Genomic DNA, 13,605 nt, shown 5'->3' on the forward strand with positions numbered 1-13,605 from the left:
AGAGGGGAGAATTTTATGAAAAAAGTTGTGGCCATAGCTTTGTCAGGGATAGTAGCCGCCTTCATTTTTTCCGGCTGTTCTACTAAAAGCGCCAGCGGAACCTATAAAGACGGCACATATAAAGCAGAGCAATCTGCTTTTGACAGCCACGGCTGGAAAGGGCAGATAGAGATCACTGTAAAAGGCGGCAAAATCACCAACGTAGTTTACAACGAGGTGGATAAAAATGGCAATCTCAAAAGAAACGACCAACAGTACGCTGAAAAAATGAAAGCAAAAAACAATATAACTCCTAAAGAAGTAGACGAAAAGTTACAACAGCAGTTAGTAGATAAACAAGACCCGTCTAAAGTAGACACGGTTACAGGAGCTACTGAATCGTCCAAGACTTTCAAAGAATTAGCCACAGAAGCCTTAAATAATGCAAAATGACAAAAAGGGCATCCTAAGTAATGGGATGCTCTTTATTGTTTTAATATGCTCTGTGGAGAAGCTTTTCTGCTACCTCAGTCAGCACCTGTTTGCTGGGGCATTCCTTTAAAGAGGATATTTTGTTAAAGGCTTTTTTAGTATATCTTCTAGCCAACTCTCGAGCTTGTTCTATTCCACCTGCTTGTCGGGCAAATTCAATTAACTTTTTTACTTCGCATTCGTCATAAGACCTTTTTTGGAGGATAGGGGTTATTTCTTCTCTCTCGCCCTTCTGCAGTGCGTAAATCAGAGGCAGGGTAAAAATGCCTTGTCGAATATCATTGCCTAACGGCTTGCCCACTACCACTTCATTACCTGTATAATCCAGGATATCGTCGATTATTTGAAAGGCCATCCCTATATTGTAGCCTATACTGGCCAGCGTCCTAGATAAACGTTCATCGCAATTGCTCTCGTGCGCACCTATATAAAAGCTCAAGGCAAAGAGAACAGCTGTTTTCGCAGCTATCCTCTTTAAATACTGAGTAACCGTTATGTTGACATCGTACTGGCTCTCAAATTGTTCAATCTCGCCTTTACATATTCTAGACACCGCTTTGGACACTTTTTTAATGTCTTTTACAGCAATGCTATCAGACAGGAGCAAAAAGCATTGACAGAATAAAAAATCGCCAATAAACACCGCATAATTTTTGCCATACTCTGCCTGAATAGTAGGTTTACTTCGCCTTATCAATGCGTTATCTATTATATCGTCGTGGATAAGGGTAGCCATATGAAGCATCTCAATCATAGCCGCCAATGAGCACAGCTTTTTTCTTTCATACTTACCAAATCTCCCTGCCAGAACCACAAAGCCAGGGCGAATCATCTTTCCTCCAGCGTGGATCATATCCAATAGCACATCTCTGATCAATTTATTGCCATTGCTTACACACTTCTCTATCATCCTTCTAACTTCTTCAAGATCCTTCTGTATATCGGGATAGTCACTCCAAAATTTATCCATTAAATCACCTTGTTCAGTATGGATTTAGATTCTTTAATTTTTTCCAGTGATCCAATATAAATTTAGCAGACAACCCTACAAAAATACCTGTTCCTATACCCGCTATCATCAAAACGGGAACATAAGCCATTATGTTGATATTTTGCAATATCAGGGAAGCCACAGCCATCTGGCCGATATTGTGAAATACAGCTCCTGCCATACTCACCCCGATCTCGCTTACGCTCTCTCCCCCAACGGTTTTCACAATATACATGGCCACAAGGCTTAAAAAGCCGCCACCTATGCTGTAAAAAAAAGAAGAGGGCGACGCGGCAAAAAACGCGGACAAAAGTATCCTCACCCCTATTACCACAAGGGTGTTGTAAAAGCCAAATAAATAAAGGGATATCACCGTCACTATGTTGGCAAGGCCCAATTTGGCACCAGGGGCAATAAAAGGAACAGGAATCATGCACTCTACGATGTACAAAGCCAGTGAATTAGCCACTAATATGGCTAAAAAAACCATCCTTCGAGTGGTCGATATGGATTTGCGATCAATATACGACCTGGTCGACTTGGTCATTTTTTTCACCTTTTATCTCTATTACTATACGAAATGGCAAACACACAATGCTTTGCCCTGGCTTATCAATAAAGCCTTCTTTAATACATATTTTGTCAGGGCATTCGGCGTAAATGACTTTTACCCCACCATCCTTAACCATTAACACGTCTTTGCCGTACCTTGTAACTATAGGGATCTCCTGCTGGTAGCTAGCATCGTCCAGGGAAACCTCTTTGTAAAACTTGCCGTCCACTGTTATAACGGCGTATTTATGACCGTAATGGCGGCCTGAGGTCATCCTGTAAAAGCCCAGCAAGCTTACAGATAAAATCGCCAGAAAAAGCATCACGACGATATCGCCTTTTTTCACCTAAACGCCTTCTTTCCCATCGCTTTAACTGACGTATAGATACGTCTTTCTGGCAAAGGGAGTCCTGGCCCACCAGTTTTTTATCCACGGTATCACATAGTAATCCAACCCGCACGCTCTCCCTGCTCCACCCATAAGGGCAATAGCCGCAAATATATACCACAGTATCGACTTGTCTGCCATCGCAGAGAGGATAAAGTTCAGCGCAAGGAATATAGATCCCGCCGACGCCAGCACGGTAAACAATCCTGCTATCAGCGCCAAACCTATAGCCACTTCTGTCATCACTACCATAGCCTGGAATACAAAGGCATGGGGCGCTACAAAGGTATCCATAAACCATTTGTAAACAGCCGGAGGCTGTTTTAACAATGGCTGCACCGTCTGCACTGTATTTGCAGCCTCACCAGCCTTGGCCGTAGCTCCTGATACGTCTGATGTGCTTATGATAAATATCTTTGAAGGATTAAGCCAACCTTGCTGTATCTTGCTTATCCCCTCAATAAGCCACAACGCACCCACATATATCCTTAGGCATACCAACCATAGTATAGGCATTCTAGCTGCCACATGACCCCCCAACAGCGATCGATTGCCTTTAATCTCAAAGAACTCGTGCATGATATAAGATAAAACAGCGTTAAGACCCGCCACCCCAAATAAATAATGCATATTTACTAGATGCTTCATGGCCATAGCTAAAAAACCTGACAGCGATACGCCCATCAATTCTGCCACTGCATACCTGCTGCCCAAAGACACCATAAACCCATGGTAATTTGGCTTAAAAGGCTTTTTGGAATCGCCATTCATATCCGCTATTATGTTGTGAACAGCGGTTTCTGCGGTCTGCAGCGCGGTTTCCACAACCTGTGGAGCAGGTTTGCCTTCGTGTTCACAATAAGCCACATCGCCTATTACATATACATTCTCTTTTCCCGCCGCCTGCATGTACTCATTGGTCTGTATTCTATATCTCTTATTCAGCTCCAACCCAAAGTTTTCAGCACACCTGTTTCCCTGGACTCCACACGTCCATATAAGGGTTTTTGTCTCTATCCTATTTCCGTCTTTTAGCACCACATAGCCTTCGTTTACTTCAGTTATAGCGCAATTGGTTAGAATTTTTACTCCCTGCTTGGTTAGGTATTTAAACGCCTTGGCTGCCAGCTTCTGGTTTAAGTTAGGCAGTATGTTACCTAGTGCCTCCACAACCATAACTTTTACATCGCCGCGATCTATATGGTATTTAGTGCATAAATCTCGTGTCCATTCCGCCAGTTCACCCGCGGTCTCTATTCCGGTAAACCCTGCACCTGCCACTACAAAAGTAAGCAGTTTCTTTCTCTTCTCCACATCTTCTTCCACACTGGCTTTTCTGAACATTTCCTCAATATGTTCTCTGGTCTTAGTCGCCGATTCCAGCGATCCTACTGTAAAACCGTACTCAAATACACCAGGTACGCCAAAGTCACAGGGCTCACTGCCCACAGCGATGATCAGATAGTCATAACCGTACTGCCCTGCTTTACCGATTACTAGCTGCATTTCATAATCAACTTTCTCTACTTCATCAGTTATTACATTTACTTTTTTACCTGCAAAGATCTTATGCAGATACACGCAGACGCTATCAGGCTCCAGTCTCGCGCCAGCCACCTCGTGTAGATCCGTCACCAACGTGTGATAAGGTTTTTTATCGATGAGGGTTATTTCAACGCCTTCTTCCTTCTTAAGTTTCCTGTTTAACAGCTTGGCAGCATGTACACCTCCGTACCCGGCGCCAACGATTACAATCCTTTTATTACGACTCATACTCTCCGCCTCCACCCTTTGAAAATCCCCTGTTTGTCTATACTTTCACAATTATTCTATTACAAAAATATTTATTTGTCTATACTTTTTAAATTCAAAAAACAGATATAAAATATATTTAAATAAGTGCAAAGGTGATGGATATGATAAGAGGATTAGCGTACAAGAACGGCAAGATATACAAGGACTTTCCTGTAGAAAAAATAAAAGAATTTTTATCAGACTCAGCTTTAATCTGGCTGGATATGGAAAAACCTGATGAAAAAGAGTTATCGCTCCTAAATGACGTGTTTCACTTTCATCCCCTGGCAATAGAAGATTGTGTAAAAAGGCAACAGCGGGCAAAAGTAGATGATTATAAAGACTATTACTTCATATTGCTCAACGCATTTAAAGGAAGGGACGTCAACAGGCACTTTACGTACTCTGAAATATACATGTTCCTTGGCAAAAACTACTTTGTCACGCTTCATTGGGAAAATCTCAATACCCTTGAGTCAGTTTACAGGAGAACCGCTGAATCAGAAATAATATTTGAAAGAGGCATAGATTTTATACCTTACAACGTCCTTGACGCCGTTGTGGACGATTATTTCCCTGTAATGGATAGAATAGGCGAGCGAATAGATTACATAGAAGAAGAGATCTTCAAAAACCCATATCCGCAAAAGATACAGGATGAAATACTTCTATTAAAGAGAAACATGCTCAAACTGAGAAAAACCCTCTCACCTCAAAGGGAAGTGTTGAATATACTGCTAAGGCACGAACTGTACATAATAAAAGAAGAAAACAGGCCGTATTTTATGGACGTATACGACCATTTGCTCAGGATAATAGATTTACTGGATACATACCAGGACCTGTTGGCCAGCACCCTTGAGCTCTTCATGTCCCAGATATCTAATAAGATGAACGGAATCATGAAGACGCTGACTATTATAACCACGATAATAATGCCCCTTACCCTTATAACAGGAATATACGGCATGAATTTCAAATACATGCCAGAGTTAAACAACCATTACGGCTACTTTATCACGCTGGCCGTTATGGGCCTTATAACGATTCTGGAATTCATATTCTTTAAAATAAAAAAATGGCTTTAAAAATCAAAGCACCCCCTTTTAGGGGATGCTTTGCGTTAATCCACATACTGCATGATCCTGCTTACCAGTTGTTGTTTTGGCGTTACTCCTATGACCTTGTCTACCATTTTGCCATCCTTAAAAATTCCCAGCGTGGGTATGCTCATGATCCTGTAAGTGGACGCTATCAGCGGATTCTCATCTACGTTTAACTTGACAACTTTTATCTCAGGATGCTCTTCTGCAATCTGATCCACTACTGGCGACATCATCCTGCAGGGCATGCACCACTCTGCCCAAAAATCAACTAAAACGGGTTTATCGGCGCTTAAAACCTCCTGAGCGAAATTCCCATCTCTCGCCTCAAAGACCATATTGATCCCTCCTATCTCTCTACCCCCCTATTGCAGGGGGGTGTATCTAAATACAATATAATACATTTGATCCAACATGTCAAGAAAATTTTTCTTTGACATACCTTATAATTCTATCCTCCAATAGAACTCCTCTCTTCAAAAGCTCCGATAGTGCTGTGCCACGAGATATGACAACTCTATAGATACGCCTGCTTTTATTTGTCCACAAGTATTTATAGCTTTCATTTCCCCTTAAAAAATCAAATACCCGTACCCCATTTTCCACAGCTTCTTTAACGGTCAACCCTATAAGTACATTGCCTATGCTGAACTTTGAATACCGCATATCAAAACCGCTTAAATAGTAATAATAACACCTGTTCGTTTTGAATCCGTATATAACCGCCGCTATTTCGCCGTTTATGCTTATAGCGTTGAGCAGCAAAAAACCTACCTCAAAAAGCTTTTTCGCCACAGATATGTGAAATCGCCTTACCCTTTCAGAATAAAAAGCCCCTGGCATCCCCTTCTTATGCCATCTCTCCTGGTGGTACCTTATAAGGTAGCGCATAAAAATCTCTACGTCTTCTGCTGAATGAGGCCTTTGCACCTCAAATTCAAAATCCCTTTGCAACCGCCTGGTGGAATATTCTAAGTTTTTCCTAAAGCGCTTATTCAAACTGGCTTTGCACCGATCCCAGTCATCTGCCAGGTCCATGTATGGACATACTTCCTGAGGAATTACAACGGCTTTATTTTCAAAATTTTCCCTTGCGAATTTCAAAAAATCCGAACCCTCGGGTATATGCTCTAAATCAAACACACCGCAGGGAGATGTAAAACCGCTAATCAGATCCATCATTAAATCAAATCTCTTAGAGGGACTTAATGCGTCCAGGTAATCGCTGTTGTTATACCCCACAAACCTATACCTTAGCCCCGAAGCTATCAGAGGCATTAATGAAACAACTTTGTCGTCCTTTTCTTCTACCAGCACAAGAGGTTTACGCCTTTTCCCAAAATACTTAAGCCATTCTGAAATCCACTCATAGCTTAAAAAAGGTGTAAAAAATTCCTGTTGCTGTATACCTATCCACTTGTCACGGTATTTTTCTAATTTCCCTATATCATCTATTATCAAAAATCCCACTTTACTTTCTCCCGTTCCTATACAACTTAATAAATTTCCACCATACAAAAACCACAACAAACGCGATCAACGGAGTGGCTATGTAAAGAAGAAACCTGTTATGCCTTATGATGTTAACAACATTGACGCTCTGAGTCCCCACAACAGTCCAGAAACTAGCCCATATAAAATCACCGCAAAGGGAGTAAAAGGTATAGGTCAGCACGTTCATTCGCGATATGCCAGAAACCCAGATAGCAGGGGTCCTGGTAACGCCTATTATCCTGCTTATAAACACGATTACGCCGCCGTATTTATCGTACCACCTGCTCACCCTGTCTATATCCTCATGGGTCAAACGCAGATAACGGCCGTACTTTTCCACAAAAGGCCTCCCACCATAGTACCCTGCGAGATATGCCGCTATATTTCCCGTCAAATTTCCCAAGGTAGCAACCGCAACCACTAGCCAAAAAGAAAAAATGTCCTTTGCTATTAACACACCTGCTGCAAAGAACAAAATCTCCACAGGGCCAGGCATACCTGTACCCTCAATCGCCAACCCCACAAACACCGCCATATACCCATATTGCACTACGTAATCATATACGTGCTTAGCAAAACCACTGCTCATTACGACCTCTCCAGTAGTTCAGGCCCAGACTTTCCTTAAGAGTTCATTGGCCTCCGATAGCAATTCTTTAAGTCTATTCTTATCTGCATCGTCCAGGCGACGAACTTTATCCTCTAGCAGTCCTATAAAGTGTTCAGCGCTCTCCTTTAAATATTGTTCCCCTTTTTCAGAAAGTTCTACGTAAATTATCCTTCTGTCTTTTGTGCACGGTGTCCTCTTTACAAAACCCTCTTCAACCAACTTATTGACCATCACCGTAAGGCTACCAAAACTTATACAGGATATGGCGCTGAGGTCCCCCATTCTGCAAGGCTGTATCTTTTTTATATTGCTCAATATCTTATACTGGGAGGGGGTTATAACAGCATGTTTAAAAAGGTGTTTGAAGTATTTTATATTGTCAAAATAAAATGCCGCCATCACCGCAGCCAAATCGCGATCCAGTTTATTCATACTATCCCTCTTCATTTGATATATGTCAAAAACCTTGTTACACATTTATTATATCAAATTCTTCGTCAAATAAGCAATTCCAATCATATTTCTGCGATAACTTTCTAGCATTTTCCGAACATCTTTCATAAAATTCCTGATCTTTCAGCAACACGTCAACAGCCTTTACAAATTCGCTTTGACTATAGTCTATGGCAATGCCCGCGTTATTGCCTTTCAGTAGCCTACCCATATCCCCTACATCTGTACCTATTACAGGCAACCCCGCTGCCATATACTCTATTACCTTTAAAGGAAAGGCATATCTCACCAGTTCTATCGGCTTTAGCACAGCCACTCCTATCCTGGCGTTGCTGAAATAGCTAGGTAAATCCTCATACTTTACAGTCCCGTTAAATTTAATATAAGCCTCTAAAGACAAATCCCTCACCAGCTGAAATAGCATTTTTTCCTTGCTTCCCTTGCCCAAAATGGTCATTCTTATACCAGGATTGATTTCAACCAACTTGTGCATGCCTCTTATGGCAAACTCCACTCCTGCCCAATCTTCCAGTGCCCCTGAATATATCAAATCCACAGACTTATGAGCACTGTAGTCGACTCTATTCTCTCTGAATAATTTAAGATCAACGCCGTTAGGAATAAAATACACGGGGATCTGCGTTTGATACTTTCTCAGCTCTATAAGTTCTTCGCTTACACATATGACGATATCAGCCCAGTTAAGGCACAATCTTTCCATCTGCCTTACCCTTTCGTATATCACGTCATAATCAAAAAAAGCAGGGAAATAATCTACATCTTCGTAAACCAGTTTGTCTACTCTGCCTTTGCGCTTTAAAATAATCGCTACCAAACCCGCCCATGGGCCTATAGCTATGCATACGTCGTAATGGTCGCTGTCTAACCTGGAATAAGGCAAATATATAGAATTAGGGTTAAAGGTATCAGCAAAGCTAAGAGAGACAATTATATACCTCACATTATCTTCTCTAACATCGTTTATGCTGCCGTTATTCTCAAAAGAAGCCGATAAAACCGTGGTCTTCATGCCTCTTTTTTTAAGGTACTTTATCATATGATGAGGTCTTTGAGTAAGAGACTTATTCAAATCGATGGTAGTTATAACCAGGATGCTCATGGAAGCCCTCCTATACTCTATACTATAAAGTCGCCTTTATAACTTTTAAAACCAGCAACTTGCGTTGCTGGTCTTCAAGCCCTAATCTGTTATCCGCCGTATGGAGGTACCACATCCCACAGTTGCGGCGGGAACATATCCGGGAACGGCCTTTGCATAAACTCTTCACACACATTAGCTGGAAACTCTTCGCACTCAGGCGGCGTCGGACAGAATCCAAAAGACGGTATAAGTAGCTGCACGGATATAACGGCCTTTAATATGATGAAAACGCCTAATATGACATTAATAGTGTTATCCACGTTTACTCTGCCAAAGAGGCATTCGGCACTAGCTTCAAAAGCGATATTATTAGCATTTGCTGTAGGCACGTACATGACCACATCTTTTGTAAACGTAGCCGGTGTACCCAGTACAGTCTGCTCAGCTCCACTATCGTATTTCACAATTATGTTGTAACTCACCTGAAATGTGCCCTGCACCCTCGCAAAACCCGGCCTATCCGGCAAAGGCGTCACTGTAAATCCGGTTGGTAAGAGCGTTACAGTGACATTTTCACACCTGTTGAACTGCGGATTGGTCTCTCCTATTAAAGGCACAAAAACCGTCGGAGCTATATTATCTAGGCATATTCTCTGCGAACATGCATCATAGACCTTATCAGCTACAATACAAACGATCTCGGTGGGCTCAGGGAATTGTCCGGGTTCTACTGGCCCAGGTACAACCTGCAAGCTTCCTATGGTCTTCGCATTAAATGCCATGTTAATCCCCCTTTCAATTTAGTTTCTAATCCCAGTTACAGTATACGTTAATAAATTTAAAGTGTTACAGCATATGCAAAAAGCATATACATATTTCAAAATGAAAAAATAACAGGGGGTGATGCTGATGAGTTCCCGCGACCAAATTAAAATAATAAAGCAAAATAATGATGTACATTGGATATTCTACATTTCAGACAGTACCCTATTTTATAAAAAGATACAAAACAGCGCTGTCGCCGAAGTTAAGCTAATAAAAGAACCTGTTTTATACTATGACGTAGACTTAGACATGGAAGATAACATACACCTTATAGCCACATTGCACAGCGGTGAGATAATGTACTTTGTATACACAAAGAGCGGATGGAAAAGCACATCACTCTATAAATTCAATACTTCCAGCCAAAAGTACGGTCCAATCGCCATAAAAAAGATAAAACACTATTTGCACGTTATTTACAGCGCTAAAAATACATTTGACGCCAGCTGGTTTTTTGCACATCATCGCTGGGATGGGGCTCAGTGGGAAGCCAACACCCTGTTAAAACTTCATAGTCCAGACCCTTATTTTGATATAGCGTCCAATTATAATAATGATATATACATCATTTTTGAAGACATTTCCAGCGGCATTACAAATGGCTATTTTTCTTCCTTTCATCCCCACATAAATAAGTGGAGCAGCCCCATCCAGTTTGCTTCCAACATCCTTCCCCATTCCTCCAAAATGTATATAGACAACGAAAATACTATACATTTCCTATGGCAGAGCCATGACGGAATATACTACAAGAAAAAATTTCAAGGAGGCTGGCCTAAAAACACCTGGAGCGATGTTAAAAAGATAACATCATACAACAAGCCCTGTAACCCCGTTATAATGAAAATACGCTTTTCTATGTGGATTGTGTGGATCCAGGAAAACGACCTGTGCTGTTGTATGTCATCAGACATGGGTACAACGTGGAGCAATCCGTTTAAATACCAGGCCATAGACCGAGACTTTTACGTCGCCAGATACATTGAAAACTCCAAAAGCAAGTTCGATGCCAGATATGTATACGGATACGAAAACCCTAATTTAAATATCGCAGTAGTAAAAGATTTCTTTGATGATAACAATAGCAAAACCGGATATTTTACATTTTATATAAAGGAATTGCAAAACTATACCGAGAACCTGATCTCAGCAGTAAAAAAGATGGAGAAAGAAAAACAAGATTTAAAAAACGCCATAACCACTCTTCAAGCAGAAAAATCTTACGCTGACGATGCCTTAGACAAACTCAATTTAGAGCTGTCAGCTATAAAAAAGCAAAATGAATACATAAAAGAAATATATGAAAAGACGCAAAAAGAGCTGACACAATTGCAATCAGAAAATGCCAGGTTAAAAGAGCTTCTAGACAATTTAAACGACAAAAAAAGTAAAAGCATATTAAGCAAACTGGTTGCCTTGTTAAGATCACTTTAACTTCTCTACTGTTTTATACTTACCATACATCATGACGACCTTAAAAATTCCCGCTATAGGGAATTTTATTTTATCGTATTCCTGAATCACTTTATCAAGGTCTTTTATGTCAAACCTTATAGAGTAACTGCATCCCGCAGTTATCCCCCTGGGTGTCGGCATAAATGAGACGTTCAAATTCAAGTATTTTAACTTGTTTTCAAAGTACATAGCGTGCTGCGATGAGTAAAAAACTATTATGCAATATTCGTGCACCGCATATCACCTCTTTATTATTATATTTGGAAGCCACAAAATATGTCCCACTATACCATATATTTCTTAAAGGAATTCACTCTGTACTTATAGAATTGATATTTTAGAATATATTTTATAAAAAGGAGCACTGAGAGACATGAAAATGTATAAAGTCTTACTCGCTTTTACCTTTATTTTCTCGCTTTTTATCAGCACGGCCAATGGCGCAGCAGCCGCCGTCAATCATAGGTACAAGCAAAAGTCTTATACCTATAATATAAACAATTCTACACAGCAACAAATGCCGGCAGCGTATGAGATATCCCAGGAGGAACAGCAATTGATAGGGTATATAAATGCCGAGCGGACAAAAAACGGATTAAATAAACTTATTGCAAATCCAAAGCTATCAATGATCGCCCATTTAAAAGCTGAAGATATGCTCAAAAACAATTATTTTTCCCACGTTTCGCCGACCTACGGCTCGCCATGGGACATGATGAAGAAATTCGGAATAATCTATAACATGGCCGGTGAAAACATAGCAAAAAACGCAAACGTGTATAAGGCCCACATCGCTTTAATGAATTCCCCCGGGCATAGAGCCAATATACTAAATAACTCCTACACCGATGTAGGCGTAGGAGTTGCCCACGACAAATACGGTAACGTGATTGTCGTAGAAATGTTCATAAGATAATAAACTATTTGCTGTTTAAATAAAAAGCTTTATAGCCTTTATAAGCCATATATACGTCTACTTTTGAAGACACCTCATAGGGGGAATGCATGCTTAAAAGGGCCACGCCACAATCCACCGTCTGTATGCCGTGGTTGGCCACAAACATAGCTACCGTTCCCCCTCCGCCTAAATCCACCTTACCTAGCTCGCCTATCTGCCATGCCACGTTGTTGTCGTTGAATATCTTACGCACCTTCCCTACAAACTCTGCATTGGCATCATTGGAACCTACTTTACCCCGTGCGCCAGTGTATTTTGTCAACACTAAGCCGTTCCCAATATAAGAACAATTTTTCTTTTCAAAGGCTTCTTCGTAATTTGGGTCTACCCCTGCGTTTACGTCAGCCGACAGCAATCTTGAATTGCCCAGTATCCTTCTCAAAATCAAGTCGCTATAATTAGCATAGCAAAGCCCCGCCAGTTCTGCTACTGCGTTTTCATAAAAAACAGATTCCATGCCGGTATTGCCTACGCTCCCTATCTCCTCTTTATCGGCAAAAATAGCCATACAAGTGTATTCGGGTTTATCTAATTCCAGTATGGAAGTCAAGGAAGTGTACGCACATACCCTGTCATCTTGTCCATAACCGCCTATCATACTCCTATCTATCCCCACGTCCTTGGCTTTAAACGCCGGCACCAGTTCCAATTCCGCACTGGTGAAATCCTCTTCTACGATGCCGTATTTTTCATTGAGAAGCTTTAATACATTGAGCTTAACCTTTTCTTCAGCCTTTTTATCTGCAAAAGGTATACTGCCCACCAGGGGATTTAAGCTCTCGCCAGTTATGGCATCGCTCATACTCTTTTTCATCTGATCCTGCGCAAGGTGTGGTAGCAGGTCTGATATATTAAAAACAGGATCACCGGCTTCCTCACCTATTTTTATGTACAGCTTCTCCCCATTAGCTTTAACTATCACGCCGTGCAAAGCTAAAGGAATCACAACCCATTGATATTTTTTTATGCCACCGTAATAATGGGTTTTAAACAACGCTAGATCGCTTTTCTCGTAAAGGGGATTGGGCTTTAAATCTATCCGCGGTGAATCAATATGGGAGACAATCATGTTAATTCCTCTCTCAAGAGGTTGCTCCCCCACCACAAACAAAACCACCGACTTGCCATGATTGTTTAAATAAAGCTTTGTACCAGGCTTGAGTATCTTCCCTTTAGCTATATAATCGCTAAGCGGCTCAAATCCCTTCTCTCTGGCCCTCTTTATAATTTCCTCAGCTGCCTCTCTCTCTGTTTTAGCCGCATCTAAAAAAGCTTTATAGCCTTCGCAGTACTGAAATACTTTATCCAACTCTCCCGAGCCGATTTTCATCCATGCGCTTTTCACCTTGTACGATAACTTTTCCTCTAGTTCTTTCCCCGGAGTCCTTTCTTCGTCCATTCCTCTGAC

At 41.1% G+C, this 13,605-nt stretch carries 16 protein-coding genes; 4 read left to right on the plus strand and 12 right to left on the minus strand.

Features of this window, described 5'->3' with window-relative positions:
- Positions 1 to 15: 15 nt before the first annotated feature.
- Positions 16 to 432: an FMN-binding protein gene (locus CALPO_RS0103800; protein WP_026486145.1), complete on the plus strand. Its 417-nt coding sequence runs from the start codon at positions 16 to 18 to the stop codon at positions 430 to 432.
- 40 nt (positions 433 to 472) lie between these two features.
- Here the strand turns inward: CALPO_RS0103800 and CALPO_RS0103805 are convergent, their stop codons facing one another.
- From CALPO_RS0103805 to CALPO_RS0103820, 4 genes are read right to left on the minus strand one after another with little or no spacing between them, the layout of a single operon-like run.
- Positions 473 to 1,441, minus strand: coding sequence for a polyprenyl synthetase family protein (locus CALPO_RS0103805; RefSeq protein ID WP_026486146.1), 969 nt, complete (start codon positions 1,439 to 1,441; stop codon positions 473 to 475).
- Between the two features lie 13 nt (positions 1,442 to 1,454).
- A complete protein-coding gene (locus CALPO_RS0103810) occupies positions 1,455 to 2,009 on the minus strand; it encodes a Gx transporter family protein (protein ID WP_035172123.1) in 555 nt (184 codons plus the stop codon).
- The gene (locus CALPO_RS0103815) at positions 1,981 to 2,361 is read right to left on the minus strand and encodes a NusG domain II-containing protein (RefSeq protein ID WP_026486148.1); all 381 of its coding nucleotides are present in this window, start codon (positions 2,359 to 2,361) and stop codon (positions 1,981 to 1,983) included. Before CALPO_RS0103815 ends, CALPO_RS0103810 begins: the two co-directional genes overlap by 29 nt.
- A 24-nt stretch (positions 2,362 to 2,385) precedes the next feature.
- Positions 2,386 to 4,176 (minus strand): FAD-dependent oxidoreductase, encoded by a 1,791-nt coding sequence (locus tag CALPO_RS0103820; RefSeq protein WP_026486149.1) that lies wholly within the window; start codon positions 4,174 to 4,176, stop codon positions 2,386 to 2,388.
- A gap of 143 nt (positions 4,177 to 4,319) precedes the next feature.
- On the opposite strand from CALPO_RS0103820, the gene corA reads away from it, so the two are divergent.
- Positions 4,320 to 5,285 (plus strand): magnesium/cobalt transporter CorA, encoded by a 966-nt coding sequence (corA, locus tag CALPO_RS0103825; RefSeq protein ID WP_026486150.1) that lies wholly within the window; start codon positions 4,320 to 4,322, stop codon positions 5,283 to 5,285.
- Between the two features lie 35 nt (positions 5,286 to 5,320).
- Here corA and trxA read toward each other — a convergent pair whose 3' ends face one another.
- From trxA to CALPO_RS0103855, 6 genes are all read right to left on the minus strand, one after another.
- Positions 5,321 to 5,638, minus strand: coding sequence for a thioredoxin (trxA, locus tag CALPO_RS0103830; protein ID WP_035172127.1), 318 nt, complete (start codon positions 5,636 to 5,638; stop codon positions 5,321 to 5,323).
- 79 nt (positions 5,639 to 5,717) lie between these two features.
- The gene (locus tag CALPO_RS0103835) at positions 5,718 to 6,770 is read right to left on the minus strand and encodes a GNAT family N-acetyltransferase (RefSeq protein WP_026486152.1); all 1,053 of its coding nucleotides are present in this window, start codon (positions 6,768 to 6,770) and stop codon (positions 5,718 to 5,720) included.
- Position 6,771: 1 nt separating this feature from the next.
- Entirely contained in the window at positions 6,772 to 7,383 is a 612-nt protein-coding gene (locus CALPO_RS0103840) for a DedA family protein (protein ID WP_035172130.1), read from the minus strand.
- Positions 7,384 to 7,401: 18 nt separating this feature from the next.
- The gene (locus CALPO_RS13190; protein ID WP_051585813.1) at positions 7,402 to 7,836 is read right to left on the minus strand and encodes a MarR family winged helix-turn-helix transcriptional regulator; all 435 of its coding nucleotides are present in this window, start codon (positions 7,834 to 7,836) and stop codon (positions 7,402 to 7,404) included.
- Between the two features lie 37 nt (positions 7,837 to 7,873).
- Positions 7,874 to 8,977 (minus strand): glycosyltransferase family 4 protein, encoded by a 1,104-nt coding sequence (locus tag CALPO_RS0103850; protein WP_026486154.1) that lies wholly within the window; start codon positions 8,975 to 8,977, stop codon positions 7,874 to 7,876.
- An 89-nt stretch (positions 8,978 to 9,066) separates the two neighbouring features.
- A complete protein-coding gene (locus CALPO_RS0103855; RefSeq protein ID WP_026486155.1) occupies positions 9,067 to 9,741 on the minus strand; it encodes a hypothetical protein in 675 nt (224 codons plus the stop codon).
- Between the two features lie 127 nt (positions 9,742 to 9,868).
- Here CALPO_RS0103855 and CALPO_RS0103860 point away from each other — a divergent pair, with 127 nt between their 5' ends.
- The gene (locus tag CALPO_RS0103860) at positions 9,869 to 11,218 is read left to right on the plus strand and encodes a hypothetical protein (RefSeq protein ID WP_026486156.1); all 1,350 of its coding nucleotides are present in this window, start codon (positions 9,869 to 9,871) and stop codon (positions 11,216 to 11,218) included.
- Here CALPO_RS0103860 and CALPO_RS0103865 read toward each other — a convergent pair.
- Positions 11,210 to 11,473, minus strand: coding sequence for a DUF3343 domain-containing protein (locus tag CALPO_RS0103865; protein WP_026486157.1), 264 nt, complete (start codon positions 11,471 to 11,473; stop codon positions 11,210 to 11,212). The two genes, CALPO_RS0103860 and CALPO_RS0103865, sit on opposite strands and share 9 nt — an antisense overlap.
- Positions 11,474 to 11,618: 145 nt before the next feature.
- On the opposite strand from CALPO_RS0103865, the gene CALPO_RS0103870 reads away from it, so the two are divergent.
- The gene (locus CALPO_RS0103870; RefSeq protein WP_026486158.1) at positions 11,619 to 12,155 is read left to right on the plus strand and encodes a CAP domain-containing protein; all 537 of its coding nucleotides are present in this window, start codon (positions 11,619 to 11,621) and stop codon (positions 12,153 to 12,155) included.
- A gap of 4 nt (positions 12,156 to 12,159) precedes the next feature.
- Here the strand turns inward: CALPO_RS0103870 and CALPO_RS0103875 are convergent, their stop codons facing one another.
- Positions 12,160 to 13,596: an aminopeptidase gene (locus CALPO_RS0103875; protein WP_026486159.1), complete on the minus strand. Its 1,437-nt coding sequence runs from the start codon at positions 13,594 to 13,596 to the stop codon at positions 12,160 to 12,162.
- Positions 13,597 to 13,605 lie beyond the last annotated feature (9 nt).

The organism is Caldanaerobius polysaccharolyticus DSM 13641 (assembly GCF_000427425.1).
Lineage (GTDB): Bacteria > Bacillota > Thermoanaerobacteria > Thermoanaerobacterales > Caldanaerobiaceae > Caldanaerobius > Caldanaerobius polysaccharolyticus.